Genomic DNA, 18968 nt, shown 5'->3' on the forward strand with positions numbered 1-18968 from the left:
CCGCCTGTGAAGCCGAGGAAGGCTTCCGCTGCCGCCTGTACACCTTCTCCGGCGGCAACACCTACCGCCTGTTCCGCAACATGGAAATCAAGGACGTGCGCCTGGTCTACGCGCCCCCGGGCAGCGTCGGCAAGTACGGCGGCGACGTCGACAACTGGATGTGGCCGCGCCACACCGGTGACTTCTCGTTCTACCGCGCCTACGTTGGCAAGGACGGCAAGCCGGCGGCGTTCTCGGCCGACAACGTGCCGTACCAGCCCAAGCACTTCCTGAAGTTCACCGACCAGCCGCTGGGCGCCGGTGACTTCGTGATGGTGGCCGGCTATCCGGGCCGCACCAACCGCTACGCACTGGCCGGCGAATTCAACGAAACCGCCAGCTGGACCTACCCGACCATCGCCAAGCACTACAACGCGGTGCTGAAGATGATCGACGAGGCCGGCAAGGCCGACGCCGACGTCAAGGTGAAGTACGCCGCCACCGCCGCCAGCATGAACAACGTGGCCAAGAACTACTCGGGCCAGCTGGAAGGCTTCAAGCGCATCGACGCGGCCGGCCAGAAGCAGGCGGAAGAAGCCGCTGTGCTGGCGTGGCTGAAGAAGCAGGGCGCCGCCGGCAAGCCGGCGCTGGCCGCGCACGCGCAGCTGGTCAAGCACCTGGACACCAGCAAGGCCACCCGCGAGCGTGACCTGTTCGTCGGCCAGTTCAACAACACCCAGGCGGTCAGCGCCGCCATCGGCCTGTATCGCCTGTCGATCGAGCGCACCAAGCCGGACGCCGAGCGCGAAGTCGGCTACCAGCAGCGCGACCTGCCGACCCTGGAAGGCGGCCTGAAGCAGATGGACCGCCGCTACGTGGCGAAGATGGACCAGCAGCTGCAGACCTACTGGCTGGACCAGTACGTCGCCCTGCCGGCCGCACAGCGCAACAATGACGTGCTGAACACCTGGCTGGGCGGCAGCGATGCCAACGCGGTCAAGGCGCTGGTCACCAAGCTGTCGGGCACCGAGCTGGGCAGCCTGGACGCGCGCCTGAAGTGGTTCAAGGCCGACCGCGCCGCGTTCGAAGCCAGCAGCGATCCGGCCATCCAGTACGCCGTGGCGATCATGCCGTCGCTGCTGAAGCAGGAAGAGCAGAAGAAGATCCGCGAAGGCGAGTCGCTGACCGCGCGCCCGCTGTACCTGCAGGCACTGGCCGACTACAAGAAGAGCCAGGGTGAGTTCGTGTACCCGGACGCCAACCTGTCGCTGCGCATCACCTTCGGCAACGTGATGGGCTATGAGCCCAAGGACGGCGTGGCCTACACCCCGTTCACCACGCTGGAAGGCATCGTCGCCAAGGACACCGGCGTGGATCCGTTCGATGCGCCCAAGGCGCTGCTCGATGCGGTCAAGGCCAAGCGCTACGGCGGCCTGGAAGACAAGCGCATCGGCTCGGTGCCGGTGAACTTCCTGTCCAACCTGGACATCACCGGTGGCAACTCCGGTTCGCCGGTGCTGGACGCCAACGGCAAGCTGGTCGGCCTGGCCTTCGACGGCAACTGGGAATCGGTCAGCTCCAACTGGGTGTTCGACCCGGTGATGACCCGCATGATCTCGGTCGACAGCCGCTACATGCAGTGGATCATGCAGGAGGTGGCGCCGGCACCGGAGCTGCTGAAGGAATTGAACCTGGCGAAGTAAGGTAGTGCCGGCCGCTGGCCGGCAACGCCGGCACGCCCGGTGCGCAATTCATCCACGCGTGGCGTGGATCTACCAACCCCGCGACCCACGTCGCGGGGTTTTTTCATGCCCGGCCCGGCCCGGTGCGCCGAACAGGTATCATCCCTGTTCCGCGTACTTCACAGGATGTGAACGAAACGCGGAAACCTCCTCCCCCCAGGACCCCTTGTTCGCATGCGCATCCTGCTTGCCCGTCACGGCGAAACGCCGTGGAACGCCGAAGGCCGCTACCAGGGCCAGATCGACATCCCGCTTTCGCCGATCGGTGAAGCCCAGGCCCAGGCACTGGGTGCCCGGCTGGCCTCGGTGGACATCACCCGTGCCGTCGCTTCGCCGCTGTCGCGCGCGCAGCGCACTGCGCAGCTGGCACTCGGCGCCGCCCGTGCCGACATGCTGCTGACCGAGCCGGAGCTGCAGGAAATCGCCCACGGTGAGTGGGAAGGCCTGCTGGCCAGCGAAATCAACGAAAAGGATCCGTCGCGCCTGCAGGCCTGGCGCGAGGAACCCGATACCGTGCTGATGCCCGGCGGCGAATCGCTGCGCCTGGTGCTGGAGCGCAGCTGGCGTGGGCTGGCGCGTGCCACCGAAGGCCTCGGCGAACACGACACCCTGCTGGTGGTTGCGCACGATGCGGTCAACCGCGTGATCCTGTGCAAGGTTCTGGGCCTGCCGATCTCCCGCCTGTGGACCTTCCGCCAGGCACCGACCACGCTCAACCTGCTCGAAGGCCCCGACCTGGACAGCCTGGAAGTGGTGCGCCTGAACGACTGCGCCCACCACACGCCGTTCTTCGGCGAAGCCAAGCACCGCGCCCTCTGATCCATCCCCCCGCATCAACTGCTTCTGCTGGAACCGCTGCCGTGACGAACACCCCGACCACCCTGGCCGACTGGCTGGACTACATTGAACGCCAGCACCCGGCGACCATCGACATGGGCCTGGAGCGCGTGCGCGCCGTGGCCACGGCGATGGGCCTGGGCGCGCCGGCCAAGCGCACCATCGTGGTCGGTGGCACCAACGGCAAGGGCTCCACCGTGGCTTTCATCGAAGCCATCGCGCGCGCCGCCGGCTGGAAGGTCGGCGCGTACACCTCGCCGCACCTGCTGCGCTACAACGAGCGCGTGCGCATCGACGGCCAGGACGTGGACGATGCCGCGCTGGTCGCTGCGTTCAATGCCATCGAGGCCGCGCGTGGCGAGACCACGCTGACCTATTTCGAGTACGGCACGCTGGCCGCGCTGCAGTTGTTCGCCGACGCCGGGCTGGACCTGGCGGTGCTGGAAGTGGGCCTGGGCGGTCGCCTCGATGCGGTCAACATCATCGACGCCGACGTGGCCGTGATCACCACCGTGGACATCGACCACGCCGAATGGCTGGGCGAGGATCGCGAGGCGATCGGGACCGAGAAGGCCGGCATCATCCGTGGCTGGAAGCCGGTGATCCTGGGCGAGACCGATCCGCCGTCGAGTGTGCTGCGCCGTGCCTACCTGGTCGGCGCCAATGCGATCCGTGGCGGCAGCGACTATTTCTACGAGCCGATCGATGCCCAGCGCTGGCGCTGGCGCGATGTCGGCCTGCGCATGGAACTGCCGACCCCGGCGCTGGCCGGCCCGATCCAGCTGGCCAACGCCGGCGCCGCCATTGCCGCGCTGCGCGCGCTGGACAAGCCGGTGCCGCGCGCGGCGTGGGCCGCCGGTGTCGCAGCGGCGCGCATTTCCGGCCGGCTTCAGGCATTCGAGCGCGATGGCGTGCAGATCCGTGTGGACGTGGGCCACAACCCGCAGGCCGCCGGCCAGCTCGCGCGTGCGCTGAAGGCCGAGGTCTCGGCCGGGCGCACCCTGGCGGTGTACGCCGCGCTGCAGGACAAGGACGCAGCGGGCGTGGTGCAGGCGCTGGAGGACGTGGTGGGTGAGTGGACCCTGGCCGGGCTGGAAGGCCCGCGTGGGCAGAGCGCCGCCCAGCTGCAGGCACGCCTGGCCGGCACGGCCGCCGCCACTGCGCTGCTGGCTGGCAGCGTCGAGCAGGCGCTGGCGCAGGTGCTGGCACAGGCCGAGCGTGGGGACCGGGTACTGGTGTTCGGCTCCTTCCATACCGCCGCCGCCGCCCTGCAATGGCTGCAGGGCGCCACCTGATACGCGTTCAGCCAACGCCGACGCCGTCCGGTCCGGCACCCGTATAATCGACGGCAATCTCCGGACAGTTGCCTGCCTCACGTGGATACGCCTCTGAAACAGCGTCTGATTGGTGCCATCGTGCTGGTGGCACTGGCCGTGATTTTCCTGCCGATGCTGGTCAAGGGACCCGCACCGGACAGCGGCGTCGCCAATGTGCCGATCGCCGCGCCGGATGCACCGGCCGATGGCCAGTTCGAAACCCGTGAACTGCCGCTGGTGGCCCCTGCGGGCGGCGCCACGGGGCTGCAGACCGGCCAGGCCAAGCCGCTTGCGGATGCTGCGGCACCTGCCACGCCGCCGACTGTCGACACCTCGCCGGCGGTTGCCGCCGGCAACTATGCGGTCACCTTCGGTGCCTACGGCAGCAAGGCCGACGCCGACGCAGTGATCGCCTACCTGAAACGCTCGCAGCTGCCGGGCTTCGCCGAAACGGCGACCATCAACGGGCGCCAGGCATGGCGCGTGCGTGTCGGGCCGTATGCCGATCGCGCACAGGCCGAGGCGGCCCGCCTGCAGGCGGTGAAGATCCGCGCCGATGTGAAGGCCGAAGTGATCACCCTGGATGCCGCAGCGGGCAGCAGCGCCCCGGTGGCAGCCACCCCGGCACCGGCCACGCCAGGCGCCAGCACCCCGTCCGCAGCCACCGCGCCGTCGGCCAGCAGCAACCCGGTGCGCAGCGAAAGCCTGCCGCCGAGTACGCCGACCGCAACGACCACCCCGGCCGCCAAGCCGGAGCCGCCGAAGCCGGCGCCGAAGCCCGAAACCCCGAAGCCGGAGCCGAAGACTGATGCCGCCGCCAGCAAGCCGGCAACGGCCCCGACCACGCCCGCCGCACCGGCGGCCAGCGGCGTCGGCTTTGCCGTGCAGCTGGGCGCGTTCGGCCAGGCCAACGATGCCAACGCCCTGCGCGACAAGGTCCCGGCCGCGGGCTTCAGCGCCTTTGTCGAGCAGGTGCGCACTGAAAAGGGCACCCTGCATCGCGTCCGCGTCGGGCCGGTGGCCAACCGCGCCGATGCCGAGCAGCTGAAGGCGCAGGTCGCCGCCAAGGTCGGCGTGGCCGGCATGGTGCGACCGCACCCATGACCCACGCGCAGCCCCGTTGCCAGCGCCGCCGAAGGAGCGGGGCGCCATGATCGACGTGGTGCTGCTGATCGTGATCGCCGCCTCGGCGCTGCTGGGGATGCTGCGCGGCTTCGTCGGCATCGTCATCGGCACCCTGTCGTGGCTGCTGGCCGCGTGGGCGGCCTTCGCCTTCGGCAATGACGCGGCCCATTGGTGGGCCGCGCCGGCCGCACCAGGCGGCGAACACTTCGTTGGTGGCTACCTGGGCGTCGGCATCGGCGTGATGATCGTGGTCGCCGTGGTCGGCATGGTCATCAAGGCCCTGGTCCACCGCAGCATGCTGACGAGCCTGGATCGCCTGCTGGGTGGCGTGCTGGGCGTGGTCCGTGGCGGCCTGATCGCCGCGATCCTGCTGCTGCTGGGCAGTTTCACCCCGCTGACCGCCGAGCCTTCCTGGCAGCGTTCGGCGGTGCGCCCACTGCTGAACCCCACCGTTGCCTGGATGAACAGCAAGCTGCCGCATTGGGAGGTTCCCGGGGCCGATCTGATGCCCAAGGCCTTGCCGACCGATGCGCTGTCCCCATCTGCATTGATGGAGTTGGGCAGGAACGCAGGCGCCGGGTTGGGAAAGCCGGGCGCGGCAGGCGATAATGGCATCCTCAACCAGGTAGTGGCAGGCAGCGGATGGCTGCGGCCTGCAAAAGCGGAACAGGGCGATTCCTACGATCCGGCCGAAGTGCGTCCGGACGCCCCAGCACTGCCGGACAGTATCGAGCCGGACGATCCGGCCAATGTCGACCGCAGGCGCGGCGACCACCGCGGCCAGGTACGGCCACCTTCCTTGTAACTGGGCACAGCCCAGCGGAGACCTCGCACCATGTGTGGCATCGTCGGAATCGTCGGCAACCAGAACGTCGCCGGGCAGTTGTATGACGGCTTGACCGTCCTCCAGCACCGTGGCCAGGACGCGGCGGGCATCGCCACCGCCAATGGCAGCCGCCTGCGCGTGCAGAAGGCCACCGGCCTGGTCCGCGATGTGTTCGATGCCCGCACCATGTCCACCCTGGAAGGCAGCGTCGGCATCGCCCATGTGCGTTACCCGACCGCCGGTTCGGAAGGCATGGACGAGGCGCAGCCGTTCTACGTCAATTCGCCGTACGGCATCGCGCTGGCCCACAACGGCAACCTGATCAATACCGAGGCGCTGCGCCAGCAGGTGTTCGAACAGGACCGCCGCAACGTCAACACCGATTCGGACAGCGAAGTGCTGCTGAACGTGTTCGCCTACGAACTGGAACAGCAGCGCCAGCTCAGCCCGGAAGCGGCCATCCGTGCCGTGGCCGGCGTGCACCGCCGCTGCAAGGGTGGCTATGCGGTGGTCAGCGTGGTGCTGGGCCTGGGCCTGGTCGCCTTCCGCGACCCGCATGGCATCCGCCCGCTGGTGCTGGGCAAGCGCAGCCATGCCGAAGGGGACGAGTACATCGTCGCCTCCGAATCGGCCGCACTGGACGTGCTGGGCTTCCAGCGCGTGCGCGACGTGCAGCCGGGCGAAGCACTGGTGATCACCGCGCGCGGCGAGCTGTTCTCGGAGATCTGCGCCGAGCCGGCCGAGCACACCCCGTGCATCTTCGAGTACGTGTACTTCGCGCGCCCGGATTCGATGATCGACAACGTGTCGGTGCACAAGGCGCGCATGCGCATGGGCATCAAGCTGGGCGAGAAGATCCTGCGCCTGCGCCCGGACCACGACATCGACACCATCATCCCGATCCCGGACACCTCGCGCGATGCCGCGCTGGAAATCTCCAACGTGCTCGGGGTGAAGTACCGCGAAGGCTTCATCAAGAACCGCTACATCGGCCGTACGTTCATCATGCCGGGGCAGGGCGAACGCGTGAAGTCGGTGCGTCGCAAGCTCAACCCGATCCACCTGGAGTTCCGCAACCGCGTGGTGCTGCTGGTGGACGACTCGATCGTGCGCGGCACCACCAGCCAGCAGATCGTGCAGATGGCCCGTGATGCGGGCGCACGCAAGGTCTACCTGGCCAGCGCCGCGCCGCCGGTGCGCTACCCGAACATCTACGGCATCGACATGCCGGCTGCAGAAGAACTGGTCGCGCACAACCGCAGCGTGGAAGAGATCGAAGCCCACCTGGGCTGCGACTGGCTGATCTACCAGGACCTGGAAGACATGGAAGCGGCAGTGAGCGAGGGCAACCCGGCGCTGCGCAACTTCGACTCGTCCTGCTTCAACGGCCATTACCCGACCGGCATCGAACCGGGCTACTTCGAGCGCATCCAGCAGCTGCGTTCGGACGACGCCAAGCACAAGCGCCGCGCCTGAGGTCCAGGCGTGGTTGATGTGCCCGACGTTGGTGGCGACCTGCTGCGCGCTGCGCAGCAGTGCCTGGCCGAAGCCGAACCTCTGCGCAAGGTTGCGCTGACCCAGGCCTACGCCGCTGCGTTCCGTGCCGGCCGCCTGAAGGTGGCCGCCGACGCGCTACCGCCGGAGCCGATCCGCATGCCGGGCCGGCCGACGCAGCTGGTGCTGGTGCACCCGCGCCAAGTGCCGCGGCGCGGACTGGGTGGTGTGGAAGGGCGGGCCGCTTTCATCCACGCCATCGCGCATATCGAACTCAACGCGATCGACCTGGCCTGGGATGCGGTATACCGCTTCCGCGGCCTGCCGTCGGCATTCCATGCCGACTGGGTCAGCTGCGCCGACGACGAATCGCGGCACTTCATGCTGCTGCGCGAGCGCCTGCAGGTGCATGGCCACGACTATGCCGACTTCCCCGCGCACAACGGGTTGTGGGAAATGTGCGAAAAGACCGCGCACGATGGCCTGGCACGCATGGCGCTGGTGCCGCGCGTGCTGGAAGCGCGAGGCCTGGACGTGACGCCGGGCATGATCGAGAAGCTGCGCAATGTCGGCGATGGCGAAACCGCCGATGTGCTGGAAGTGATCCTGCGCGAGGAAGTGGCGCACGTCGCTGCCGGTTCGCGCTGGTACCGCTGGTACTGCGATCGCGCCGGTGTCGAACCGCGCACACGTTTCAAGGAACTGCTGGTGGAGTACGCCGGCGGCTACCTGCACGGGCCGTTCAACATCGAAGCGCGCCTGCTGGCAGGGTTCGATGCGGATGAGCTCGCCAACCTGGTCGAGCAGGCGGGTTGAGAAAAAGGGGACGGAGGGGATTAAGTCGTTAATGCCACAAACGACTTAATCCCCTCCGTCCCCCTTTTCCTAAGCATTCGGCAGCACCACGCGCTTGCCGTCCACGGTCGGCCGATTGATGTAGAACAACCCCGGCCCTGGCCGGTACGGCAGTTCGCTGACGCCGGCATCGGCGGCGTAGGTCAGTGCGGTGTCGCCCAGCGCATCGAAATTCCAGTGTGCCGACTGCATCAGGTAGCGGCGGCGCAGCAGCATTTCCTGGGTCTGGGTCAGTGCCTGTCCGTCGACCAGCCGCCGTGCGATCGGCTGCAGGGCCGACGGCAGCTCCCACCCGGGAACTTCGGCGGCATTGGCGGTCCATTGCACGCCGGCATTGATGGCCTGCTGCTGCATCACCTGCAGTGCGATCAGCTGGTAGCGCCAGTCGATCCTCCGGCGCAGCACTACTGCAGCGGTCACATACAGCACCGGTGACAGCAGCACGCTGCGGCTGCCGGCACGGCGCTGCTGCTGCCATTGGTGCCAGACATCCACCCAGATCTCTTTTTCCCCAACGCCCAGCTGTTGCCGCCAGCGCTCGGCATCGGCCTGAGTTTCAGCGTAGGCCGTGGTCGCCTGCAGCAGGGCCAGCGGTGGCGTCTGGTAGTCAGCCACTGCTGGCCGACGCAGCTGTTGCCGGCGTGGACGACTGAGCAGCTTGGGGCCTTCCTCCAGCTGGTTGTAGCCACCACCGATGTTGGCATGCACGCCGGGCAGCGCGATCTCGGTGAACGGCGGTGCCACGCTGGTCAGCGCATAGTGCTGGCGATGTTCATCACGCGCGGTGAGCTGCACGACGTGGCGTGCGATGCCACTGCGCAGAGCCAGTTGCGGCTGCTCGTCGGCGCGGCCAACATTGACTGCGACTACGGTGTCGAACAGTCCGATGAAGCGCAGCACCGGTGTGGCGGGGGCGAAGTTCGCAGTGCAGGACAGGCCGGCGGTCTGCAGCAGCTGGCGCCAGCGCACGCTGTCCCAGCCCTGCAGTTGGTTGGCGATGTCACGTGCGGCAGCAGCACCGCGTGAATAACCGAACAGGTCCAGCTGCACCCCCTGCAGCGGTCGCTGCCAGCGTGCGGACAGTTCCGCCAGTGCGGTCGGCAGCAGCACCTGCAGCGCGCGCTGCACTTTCGCCCGCACGCCGCTGGCACCGACTCCGAAGGCCAGCCCGATCAGATCGTCGTCGGCATCATCGCGGGTACCCACGCCTTCGACATAGATCGACAACGAGGGGGCGGCCACCGCATCACGGCGGCTGTCGGGATACAGCTGCTGCAGGCGCGCGATGTTGGTCAGGCCGTTGTCGTAGCTGCTGGTCAGCCGGCTCTGGTAGGTCGAATCATCATCGGCCCGCAGCTGCGCCGGCCGCGGCTGCGGGACCTGCGGGCGACCGCGCGCCAGGTTGTGTGCGTTGTTGCGGGTGCCGTCGAAGAACAGGCCGATCCGCAGCAAGCCGACATCTTCGTCCGTGTCCTGCGATGGTGCCATGTGCATTCCCCGTCGTGGCTGCGTCACGGTAGCGCGAAAGCGGTGTATTGGCGAAGTGTAGTGACGCTATTGACCTCACTGAACGCAGATGCGGTCGATCACAGTTCCTGATTTTCATTCCCATCTTCTATTGAATTCACACGACCCGCGCAGGCCATATGGCCAAACCCGGCAAACCGGGCGTGCTGCATCAACGCTGTTCACATCATTCAAGGAGCGACGCAATGTTGTCCAGATCGATTGGCAAAGCGGCAGGTGGCCTCGTGTTGGGTTTGTCGGTGGCAGCGGCCGCGCATGCGGCACCGTTGTTCGAACCGGTAACGGTCATCAGCCGCGCATCGGCAAACAGTGAGCCTGCCCTGGGCAAGCTGCTGGCCACCCCGTCCACGGCGACGGTGCAGGAAGTGCGTGTCGACGCGGCGGCCACCGCGCAGCCGCAGCTGGAATTCGAGCTGCTCGGCAAGCGCGTGCAGGCGGTGCGCAGCAAGGTCGAAGCGCTGCCCGACGGCGGCAGCATCTGGTACGGCCAGTTCCGTTCGCCGTCCGACCGGCTGACCGCGGCCACCTCCAACGGCCAGGACGATCCGGGCAATTCGCTGATCCTGGTGCGTTCGGGCGACACCATCACCGGTTCGATCCGCAAGGACGGCAAGCTCTATCGCCTGCGTCCGCTGGGCAACCGCCACGTGCTGGTGGAAGTGGACGAATCGCGGATGCCGGCCGATCACCCGGCCGATTACAACCAGCTGCCGAAGATCCCGATGGCCGACAACGACCACATCGGCATCGCGCAGGCTTCGTCCGGCACGCCGGCGACGATCCGCGTGCTGGTGGTGGCGACCAATGCCGCGGTCACTGCCTATGGCGGCAACATGCAGTCGCTGGTGCAGCTGGCGGTGGCCGAGTCCAACCAGGGCTACACCAACAGCAACGTTGGCCTTACCCTGCAACTGGCCGGTTACGAGACCACCAGCTACACCGAGTCCGGCAACTTCACCACTGATCTAACCCGCTTCCGCGGCACCAGCGATGGTTTCATGGACAGCATCCACACCAGCCGCAACAACACGGCGGCCGACGTGGGTGTACTGCTGATCAACAACAGTGCCTACTGTGGCCTCGCTTCGGGCATTGGCTCTACCGCATCGACCGCGTTCGCAGCGGTGTACTGGGATTGCGCGACCGGGTACTACTCCTTCGCGCACGAGATCGGCCACCTGCAGAGCGCGCGGCATGACATCGCCACCGACTCCAGCACCTCGCCCTACGCCTATGGCCACGGCTACCGCTATGAACCGGCCACCGGCACCGGCTGGCGCACGATCATGGCCTACAACTGCACCCGCAGCTGCCCGCGCCTGAACTACTGGTCCAACCCGAACATCAGCTACAACGGCATCCCGATGGGCAACGCCAGTACCGCCGACAACCAACGCGTGCTGGTCAACACCAAGGCCACCATCGCGGCCTTCCGCTGAGTCCGTACGGTCCGCGGCCGCCTTGCGCGGCCGCGGATTTCCTGCCGGCGGGAATTACCCGCGGGCGAGGGTATCCAGCGACCAGCCGCTGGCGTCCACGCGCAGCACCGAACCCTGCTCGTACCAGTCGCCCAGCACGATGCGGGTGCAGGCGCGACCACCCGCCTGCAGCGAGTGGATCGCCGGACGATGGGTGTGGCCATGGATCATGGTGTCCACGCCATGGCGCACGAAGGTGGCATCGACTTCGGACAGAGCCACGTCGGTGACGGTCTCGAACTGCGCGCGATCACCCTGCTTCATTTCCGACTGGCGGGCCTGGCTGGCTTCGCGCGCCTTCTGCGCGAAGGCGATACGCGCGGCCAGCGGCTGTGACAGGAACTGTGCCTGGAACACCGGGTCACGGGTCTGTGCACGGAACTGCTGGTAAGGAATGTCATCGGTGCACAGCAGGTCACCGTGCTGCAGCAGCACCGGGCGACCGTAGAGGTCGATCATGCACGGGTCGGGCAGGATGCGCAGGCCGGCGCGACGCGCGTAGTCCTCGCCAAGCAGGAAGTCACGGTTGCCGCGGATGAAGTACACCGGCACGCCACTGTCGGACAGTACCTTCAGTGCATCGGCCACCGCATCGGCGGCGGGCGAGGGCGTGTCGTCGCCGATCCAGGCTTCGAACAGGTCGCCGAGGATGTACAGCGCATCGGCGCCGGGTGCCTGCTCGCGCAGGAAGCGCAGGAACAGGTCGGTGATCTCCGGACGGCTGGGGTCCAGGTGCAGGTCGGAAATGAACAGCGTGGTCATGCGGGCATTCTAGGGCATCAACGATGACGGCAGCGACGCCGGCATCGTGGGGCCAGAACCCTCTCCAAAGGAGAAGGGATCTGCCCCCGGGGGCTACACCGGCAACGGCAACCAGGCCAGGCTGGCCGAGGCCAGCCCGATGGCGATGCCGGTGGCGGCCAGCACGTCGGACGGGTAGTGCAGGCCCAGTACCACCCGCGACAGCGCCACGCCCGCCGTGAACGGCACCAGCAGTGGCGCCAGCCACGGGTAGTAGGCCAGCGCCACGATGGTGAACGACACTGCGTGCAGGGTATGCCCGGAAGGGAAGCTGAACTCGTCCAACGGTGCCACCCAGGCGCGGATGCGCAGGTCGGCGGCATACGGGCGCGGTCGCCGGGTCCAGCGCTTGAGGCCCTTGTACAGCAACAGCGCGGCCAGGCCGGTGGCGGCCATGTGCACGGATGCGCGCAGGCCGTCGAAGCCATCAAGCAGCACCAGCGCGCCCATCAGCACATACCAGAACACACCATCACCGAGCCGGCTGATGACCGCGAACAGGCGGCGCACGCGGCGACGTCGGCAGTAGTGGTTGGCCCGCCGGCACAGGCGTGCCTCGCGGTCGGCCAGCAGTTCAAGCCGCGTTGTGCGCATGGCCGGTCCTCCGCGACTGGGCCAGTTCGGCCAGCAGGGCGTCGAACTCCGCCACCACCTGCTGCGGATGCAGACGCTTCATGGCGCGTGCGGCGTTGTTGCCCAGCACGTGGCGCTGTGCGTCATCCGCGGCCAGTTGCACGGCCGCTTCGATGAACTGCTCATCGTTGTCCACTGCGGCGCCATTCTCGCCATTGCGCAGGTACTCGCGCGCAGCGCCGTAGTCGAAGGCCACCGTTGCCACGCCACTGGCCATGCTTTCAAGGGTCACGTTGCCGAAGGTCTCGCTGCGGCTGGGGAACAGGAACAGATCGCCGCTGGCGAAATGACGTGCAAGGGCTTCGCCACGCTGGATGCCGCAGAAGATGAAGTCGGGATTCTCGTGCGCCAGTTTTTCGCGGGCCGGGCCATCGCCCACCCACACGAAGCGCGCCTTGGGACGGATCTGCTGCAGCCGGCGGAATGCTTTCACCGCCAGGCCGAGGTTCTTCTCGGCGGCGATTCGGCCGACGTAGATCGCCACCAGGCCGTTGCCGTCCACGCCCCACTCCTCGCGCAGCGCAGGGTCACGGCGGCTCGGATCGAACTGCTGGCTGTCGACCGCACGTGCCAGCAGGCGTACGCGTTCGAAACCCTGTTCGCCGAGGAACTGCTGCAGTTCGCGGGTGGGTACCAGCGTCGCATCGGCCTGGTTGTGGAAGCGGCGCATCCAGCGCATCGCGGCGGCCTGCAGCCAGGCCACGCCGTAATCGGGCAGGTACTCGTCGAAGCGGGTGTGGAAGCCGCTGGCCACCGGGATGCCGAGGCGCCGTGCGGTGCGCACCGCCGACCAGCCCAGTGGGCCTTCGGTGGCGACATAGACGGCATCCGGGCGTTGCTGCTGCCAATGGCGGCCGAGCCGGATCGGTGCCGGCATGCCGAAGCGCAGGCCGGGGTAGCGCGGAAGGGCGGCGCCGGGAACCAACAGGGTGCCCGGGGCGGAGTCCAACGCTTCGTTGGCCTGGCGGGGCCGGATCAGGTCGATCTCATGGCCGGCGTTGCGCAGTCCCTGCTCCAGTCCCTGCACGGTGAGGGCAACGCCGTTAACTTCCGGCGGATAGGTCTCGGTGACGATGGCATAGCGCATGGCGGGCCTCCGGGTTTCCGGCATGCTCGGGTCTGGCGATGTAGCCGATATGACCGCTTTGCGACCAGTAGATGACGCGGTCGGGGGCCCTCGCCACCACGGCCCCGAGGGGCCATGGTGGGCACCGTGTTTGGTGCGTGGATCAGAAGCGCTGCTGGTATTTCATATAGATGAAACGGCCGATGTCGAAGCCGCCGTAATAGGAAAAGTTGGAACTCGGCTGGCTGTACATGACCGGCCCCTGGCGGCCGAACACGTTGTTGGCACCGATCGAAACGGTGGCGTCCCATGGCAGGTTGTAGCGCGCCTGCACGTCATGGAAGGTGACCGATCCACGACGGTTGTAGTCGCGCGTACCGCTGAACCACGGCGCGCGCTGGCCGGGGTGGGAACACTCGTTCGGATAATCCTCCGCGCCCAGGCAGCGTTCCTTGACCGCGGAGAAGTAGCGCAGTCCCCAGGTCAGGCCGAGATTGCCATGCTCCCAGCCCAGCGATGCGTTGGAGCGAACGCGGAAGCCGATGCCGCCGTTGGTGGCGATGCCGTTGCTGGGGATGGCCGGTACGCCGGCTTCGTTGGTGGTCTTCTCTTCGGCGTTGACCACATAGGTGGTCTTCCAGTCGGCGCTCAACGTGCCCCAGCGGGTTTCGACCTTGTGGCCAATCTCCAGGTCATAGCCTTCCGCCTGGCGGAAGCCGCTGTTGCGGTTGCCGTAGTTGAGCTTGTTGACAATGCCCAGCTCCGGATCGCGGGTGAAGCTGCCGCAGCGCTCGGCGATGCCCAGCTCGTAGCAGTCGCGGAGGATGTCATTGGGATGATCGGAAACGATGGTGTTGTCGATGCGGATCCTCCACCAGTCCAAAGCGATGTTCAGCCCTTCGGCAAACGTCGGGCTCCAGACCAGGCCCAGCGTGCGGCTGGTCGAGGTTTCCGGCTGCAGGTCCGGATTGGAGCCGTTGGTGAAGGGCAGGGGCGTCTGTCCACTGCTACCGGTGATGGGTTCATTGCCCTGGCCGAGCTGGCGGTAGGTGTCGGCATTGGCGATGTCGGCGGCGCAGCGCGCGCGCACTTCAGGACTGCTGGCCGCTGCACCGTAGACCGTGTCGCAGGGGTCGCGGAAGCCGGTGGTGAACGTCTCCGAGCCGCCGCCGTAAAGGTTGGCGATGGTTGGCGCGCGGAAGCCCTGGGCCCAGGTGCCGCGGACCAGCAGCTGATCGATGGGCTTCCAGGTGACGCCGAACTTGCTGTTGAGGGTTCCGCCGAAGGTGGAGTAGTCCGAGTACCGCGTGGCCGCGTTGAGGGTCAGCTCGCGGGCACCGGCGAGGTCGCGCAGCACCGGCACGCTCAGCTCCAGGTAGGCTTCGTCGACACGGTAGCTGCCGCCGGTCGGGCCGGCTGCCAGGTTGGTGGTGGCACCGGTCTGCGCCAGCGGGTCGGGGATGAAGCGACCGTCCTCACGACGGCTCTCCGCGCCCACTGCGAAGCCGAGTTCACCTGCCGGCAGAGTGGCCAGGCTGCCGCTGAGGTTGGCGAACAGATTGCGGGTGGTGGTGCGCCCGCGGGTGAGTTCTTCCGGGAACAGCCACTCCTGCAGTTCGGGATTGCCGGTCAGCCCATAAGGATCATTCTGGCCCTCCGGAACCAGCGGATTCCACGGCTTGCAGCCGGCAATCGGTGCTTCCGGGGTGCCACATTCAACCCTGCCGGTTTCCGGGTTGAAGAACGAGGGGCCGGTGGCATCGGCCACGCGCTGTTTGTGCAGGTTGCCGGTGGCACGTTGGGTCAGCTCACTGCGGTTGTACTGGTAGCCCGCTTCCCAGTCGAAGTCGCGACCGCCGAATTCGAAGTTGCCCTCGAATGCCGCGACGGCCTGCCAGGTGGTCAGATCGCTGGTGCTGACGCGAGGAATTTCCCAGGTACGGCGGTTCCAATGCACATCACTGGGCGTGTCGTAGCCGTGGTGGCTGCCGAACGGGTTGAACCAGCTGTCGGCGGACATCGGGGTGATGCCGGCTGGGCCGGACTGGAAGGGGTAGCCGGCGATCTGGCGCGTGGTGGTGCGCCGGTTGTAGGCCAGCTGCGTGTTGAAACGGACCTGGTCGTTCAGATCCACGCGCGCATCGACGAAGATCGAATCGCGCTTGATCGGCGTCTGCAGATGCATCTGCTCGTTGCTGTTGCTGACATCACCGGTGAATGGTGTGTTGTCGCTGAGGTGGAAGCTGTCCGGTCCACCCGGCAGGCTGCCACGGTCGAGCGAATAGCTGCAGCCCCGGCTGTTGCTGCAGCCGGGGCCCTTGAAGCCGGTGATGCGGCCCCACTGGCCGACCGTGGTCCAGCCGTCATCCGCGTGGCGGTCGGTATAGGTATAGGCACTGAAGCCACGGTCCCTGGCCCAGACGCCCTTTTCTTCGACATGTTCGGCAGCAATGCTGATGGAAGCACGGTCATTGGACCAGCCGGCAACCACGTCGTACTGGGTGCGTGCGCCGTCGCCTTCACTGTATTGGCCGTGATAGACGTTGGCGGTGACGCCTTCGACGTTGCGGCGGGTGATGATGTTCACCACGCCGGCCATCGCATCGGACCCGTAGATGGCCGAGGCACCGTCCTTGAGCACTTCCATGCGTTCCACCGCAGCGGCGGGAATGCTGGAAATGTCCTGGTATCCGCTGGTGGTCATGCCCAGCCGCTTGCCGTTGACCAGCACCAGGGTGCGCTGCGCACCGAGGCCGCGCATGTCCACGTAGCTGCCGCCGGCGGCTTCGCCGGCGCTCAGTGGGCTGGCGCGGCTCAATGCCGGACTGCCGGTCGCAGTCAGGTTCTGCAGGATGTCGGCAACGGAGTTGAAGCCCTGTCGCTCGATGTCGGCGCGGCTGACGGTCAGCACCGGCTGTGCGGTTTCCAGGTCGACCTGGCGGATGCGTGAGCCGGTGATCTCGATGCGGTCCAGCGTGGTGGCTTCGGGGGCCTGCTGCGCGAAGGCAGGAGCCGCCAGGGCAGTGGTTGCCGTCATCGCAAGTGCACGACGGATCGCCAACCCGAGTTCGGGAATACGGATGGTCATGGGTCTCTCTCTCTCTCTCAGTCTTCGAAGTCTTCGGTGCGCGGCCAAGCGGGCTGCGCCAACGCCACCGCAGGCGGTGGTTGTTCGAACCTAGTGAAGGAGGAGGGGGAGAGGTATGGGAAATGGACGAAATCGCCATGGCACGGCATGACGCTTCCGCACAAACCGGAAGTGAATCAATCGATTGATCTGATCGACGTGGGAGCGACGGACGAAGCATCCTCGCCTCGACTCTGGACTGAAAGCGTCATGGCAATTGCAGGGAGCGACAACCTGCGCGGAAACAGAAAAAAACCACGGCCCCGAAGGGCCGTGGTCGTAGAGCTTCAACAGCTTGTCGAACACGCGCGGAGGAGGCCTAAGGCGACGCGTTCTGACGCGCCGCTCTGGCAGTAGGGATCAGGCCACGAACGGACGGAACTGGATGCCCAGGCCGGCGAGGCCGTCGGTCTCACCGATCAGGTCGGCGCGGAGCAGCGGGCGGGCGTCGATGAAGGCCTGCGGCACGATCAGCGACAGGCGGTTGTCGTCGGCGGTCAGTTCCAATGCCGGCAGCGGATCGTCCTCGTGGGCACGGTTGAGCAGTACCGCCAGGCGCAGCAGGGCGGCCAGCCGGCGTGCAGTCAGCAGCAGGCGCTCGGGCAGGGGGTCGAAGGCGGTCTTGGTCACGCTGCGGCGATGACTGCGTACCAGTGCCGCCAGCATCTGCTGCTCCTGCCGCGAGAAGCCGGCGATGTCCGAGTGCTCCAGCACGTAGCTGCCATGCACGTGGTAGCCGCTGTGGGCAATCATCAGGCCCAGTTCGTGCAGGCGCGCGGCCCAGCCGAGCATGCGTGCGTCGTCGGCGTCGAGCTTCCAGCGCTCCTGCACCTGCTCCAGCAGCGACAGCGCGGTGTCCTGCACGCGGTCGGCCTGTACCGTGTCGATGCCGTAGCGCTGGCTGAGCGCGGCCACCGATTCGTCACGCAGGTCGTTCTCACCGGCGCGGCCGACGATGTCGTACAGGATGCCTTCGCGCATCGCCGCCTTGCTGACCAGCAGTTTCTGCAGGCCCAGTGCCTGGAAGGCGGCCTCCAGCACCAGGATGCCGCCGGCAATGATCGGGCGGCGGTCGCTGGACAGGCCCGGCAACTGGATGTCGTCGATCTTCTTGGCCTTCAGCAGTTCGTCGCGCAGTTGGGGCAGGGCCTCGGCGGTGATCGCGCCCTTGCTCAGCTTCATCGTTGCGCAGATCTCGCTGATCGCCTTGTGCGTGCCCGAGGAGCCGAGGGCTTCCTGCCAGCCCAGTGCGCGGTACTTGCTGGCGAAGGGCTGGAACTCGCGGCCGATCTCGGCCAGCGCATCCTTCCAGCGCTTCTTGCTCAGCTTGCCACCCGGGAAGAAGCGGCGGGTGCTGGCGATGCAGCCGGCCTGCAGGCTCTCGCGCTCCAGGGTCTGCATGCCCATGCCGATGATGAACTCGGTGGAGCCACCGCCAATGTCGATGACCAGGCGGCGCTGGCCGGGTTTGGGCGGTTGCGCGTGGGCCACGCCGAGGTAGATCAGGCGTGCTTCTTCGCGGCCGCTGACCACTTCAATGGCATGCCCCAGCGCGGTTTCGGCCGGGACCAGGAACGACTGCGGCGAGCGCAGCTGGCGTACGGTGTTGGTGGCCAATGCGCGTACCCGGTGCGGCGGCACATTGCGGATGCGTTGTCCGAAACGGGCCAGGCATTCCAGCGCGCGCTGCCGTGCAGCGGCGGAGAGGCCACCTTTGCCATCCAGGCCGTCGGCCATGCGCACCGTCTCGCGCAGGCGGTCGATCACCCGCAGCTGGCCGAGCGTGTAGCGCGCGATGACCATGTGGAAACTGTTGGAGCCAAGGTCGATGGCGGCCAGCAGGTCGCCATCCTGCAATGCGGGCGGAGTCGTGGTGGTATGCGGCATGGGCGAATGTTAGCCGAAGGGGCGGTGTGCTCGTCACCGCGTGGCCTTCACATTTTGGAAGAGGGGAGTGCGGCAGGGCTGCGCCCTGCACCTGCAGAGGCCAGAGCAACGGCAACAGCAACAGCGGGCTATCCGTGGGATGGCGGGGTGGGTCCGATGGCAGGGGACGCCGTGAACCCCCAGGCCGGCCCAGCCACTGGCGGCTGTGCGTTCGGGCGCTTGCGAAGCAGTGCTTCGCAAGCAAAGCGCCCTCACCCATGGGGGCTTGGTCGCCG

The 18968-nt window shown here is 67.2% G+C and carries 14 protein-coding genes; 8 read left to right on the forward strand and 6 right to left on the reverse strand.

The features are described from left to right. The 7 genes from QRO91_RS17020 to QRO91_RS17050 form a co-directional block, all read left to right on the forward strand. Window positions 1-1682: S46 family peptidase (locus QRO91_RS17020; protein WP_285310481.1), on the forward strand; the 1682-nt coding region annotated here is incomplete at its 5' end. 213 nt (window positions 1683-1895) lie between these two features. After that, on the forward strand, window positions 1896-2540 hold the full coding sequence (locus QRO91_RS17025) for a histidine phosphatase family protein (RefSeq protein ID WP_049430321.1): 645 nt from the start codon (window positions 1896-1898) through the stop codon (window positions 2538-2540). A gap of 41 nt (window positions 2541-2581) precedes the next feature. Continuing rightward, window positions 2582-3853, forward strand: a complete 1272-nt coding sequence (gene folC, locus QRO91_RS17030) for a bifunctional tetrahydrofolate synthase/dihydrofolate synthase (RefSeq protein ID WP_197651054.1) — start codon at window positions 2582-2584, stop codon at window positions 3851-3853. An 81-nt stretch (window positions 3854-3934) separates the two neighbouring features. After that, window positions 3935-4978: an SPOR domain-containing protein gene (locus QRO91_RS17035; protein WP_285310482.1), complete on the forward strand. Its 1044-nt coding sequence runs from the start codon at window positions 3935-3937 to the stop codon at window positions 4976-4978. Between the two features lie 46 nt (window positions 4979-5024). Continuing rightward, entirely contained in the window at window positions 5025-5804 is a 780-nt protein-coding gene (locus QRO91_RS17040) for a CvpA family protein (protein ID WP_197619983.1), read from the forward strand. 30 nt (window positions 5805-5834) lie between these two features. Continuing rightward, entirely contained in the window at window positions 5835-7301 is a 1467-nt protein-coding gene (purF, locus tag QRO91_RS17045; RefSeq protein ID WP_049430313.1) for an amidophosphoribosyltransferase, read from the forward strand. 9 nt (window positions 7302-7310) lie between these two features. Continuing rightward, window positions 7311-8135, forward strand: coding sequence for a ferritin-like domain-containing protein (locus QRO91_RS17050; RefSeq protein WP_049430311.1), 825 nt, complete (start codon window positions 7311-7313; stop codon window positions 8133-8135). Between the two features lie 69 nt (window positions 8136-8204). Here the strand turns inward: QRO91_RS17050 and QRO91_RS17055 are convergent, their stop codons facing one another. Continuing rightward, window positions 8205-9662, reverse strand: coding sequence for a phospholipase effector Tle1 domain-containing protein (locus QRO91_RS17055; protein ID WP_049430309.1), 1458 nt, complete (start codon window positions 9660-9662; stop codon window positions 8205-8207). A 224-nt stretch (window positions 9663-9886) separates the two neighbouring features. Here QRO91_RS17055 and QRO91_RS17060 point away from each other — a divergent pair, with 224 nt between their 5' ends. Further along, window positions 9887-11140 carry a zinc-dependent metalloprotease gene (locus QRO91_RS17060; protein ID WP_049430308.1) on the forward strand — a complete coding sequence of 418 codons (1254 nt, stop codon included), beginning with the start codon at window positions 9887-9889 and terminating at the stop codon, window positions 11138-11140. A gap of 54 nt (window positions 11141-11194) precedes the next feature. Here QRO91_RS17060 and lpxH read toward each other — a convergent pair whose 3' ends face one another. The 5 genes from lpxH to ppx form a co-directional block, all read right to left on the reverse strand. Then, complete coding sequence (gene lpxH / locus QRO91_RS17065) at window positions 11195-11941, reverse strand: UDP-2,3-diacylglucosamine diphosphatase (RefSeq protein ID WP_049430306.1); 747 nt, start codon at window positions 11939-11941, stop codon at window positions 11195-11197. A 93-nt stretch (window positions 11942-12034) separates the two neighbouring features. Continuing rightward, complete coding sequence (locus QRO91_RS17070) at window positions 12035-12574, reverse strand: phosphatase PAP2 family protein (RefSeq protein ID WP_005408251.1); 540 nt, start codon at window positions 12572-12574, stop codon at window positions 12035-12037. After that, window positions 12555-13700, reverse strand: a complete 1146-nt coding sequence (locus QRO91_RS17075) for a glycosyltransferase family 1 protein (protein WP_049430305.1) — start codon at window positions 13698-13700, stop codon at window positions 12555-12557. The genes QRO91_RS17070 and QRO91_RS17075 overlap by 20 nt, the downstream gene beginning before the upstream one ends. Before the next feature lie 142 nt (window positions 13701-13842). After that, window positions 13843-16767, reverse strand: a complete 2925-nt coding sequence (locus tag QRO91_RS17080; RefSeq protein WP_049430302.1) for a TonB-dependent receptor domain-containing protein — start codon at window positions 16765-16767, stop codon at window positions 13843-13845. 399 nt (window positions 16768-17166) lie between these two features. Then, window positions 17167-18693: an exopolyphosphatase gene (ppx, locus tag QRO91_RS17085; RefSeq protein ID WP_049430300.1), complete on the reverse strand. Its 1527-nt coding sequence runs from the start codon at window positions 18691-18693 to the stop codon at window positions 17167-17169. Between the last annotated feature and the right edge of the window lie 275 nt (window positions 18694-18968).

The sequence above is a fragment of the Stenotrophomonas maltophilia group sp. Smal32 genome, from assembly GCF_030237085.1.
GTDB classification, from domain to species: Bacteria; Pseudomonadota; Gammaproteobacteria; order Xanthomonadales; family Xanthomonadaceae; genus Stenotrophomonas; species Stenotrophomonas maltophilia_Q.

Bases quoted from the DNA above. Each gene is read 5' to 3' on its own strand.
- QRO91_RS17025 (WP_049430321.1), top strand. From the start codon at position 1,896: ATGCGCATCCTGCTTGCCCGTCACGGCGAAACGCCGTGGAACGCCGAA.
- QRO91_RS17040 (WP_197619983.1), top strand. From the start codon at position 5,025: ATGATCGACGTGGTGCTGCTGATCGTGATCGCCGCCTCGGCGCTGCTG.
- purF (WP_049430313.1), top strand. From the start codon at position 5,835: ATGTGTGGCATCGTCGGAATCGTCGGCAACCAGAACGTCGCCGGGCAG.
- QRO91_RS17055 (WP_049430309.1), bottom strand. From the start codon at position 9,662: ATGGCACCATCGCAGGACACGGACGAAGATGTCGGCTTGCTGCGGATC.
- QRO91_RS17060 (WP_049430308.1), top strand. From the start codon at position 9,887: ATGTTGTCCAGATCGATTGGCAAAGCGGCAGGTGGCCTCGTGTTGGGT.
- lpxH (WP_049430306.1), bottom strand. From the start codon at position 11,941: ATGACCACGCTGTTCATTTCCGACCTGCACCTGGACCCCAGCCGTCCG.
- QRO91_RS17070 (WP_005408251.1), bottom strand. From the start codon at position 12,574: ATGCGCACAACGCGGCTTGAACTGCTGGCCGACCGCGAGGCACGCCTG.
- QRO91_RS17075 (WP_049430305.1), bottom strand. From the start codon at position 13,700: ATGCGCTATGCCATCGTCACCGAGACCTATCCGCCGGAAGTTAACGGC.
- QRO91_RS17080 (WP_049430302.1), bottom strand. From the start codon at position 16,767: ATGACCATCCGTATTCCCGAACTCGGGTTGGCGATCCGTCGTGCACTT.
- ppx (WP_049430300.1), bottom strand. From the start codon at position 18,693: ATGCCGCATACCACCACGACTCCGCCCGCATTGCAGGATGGCGACCTG.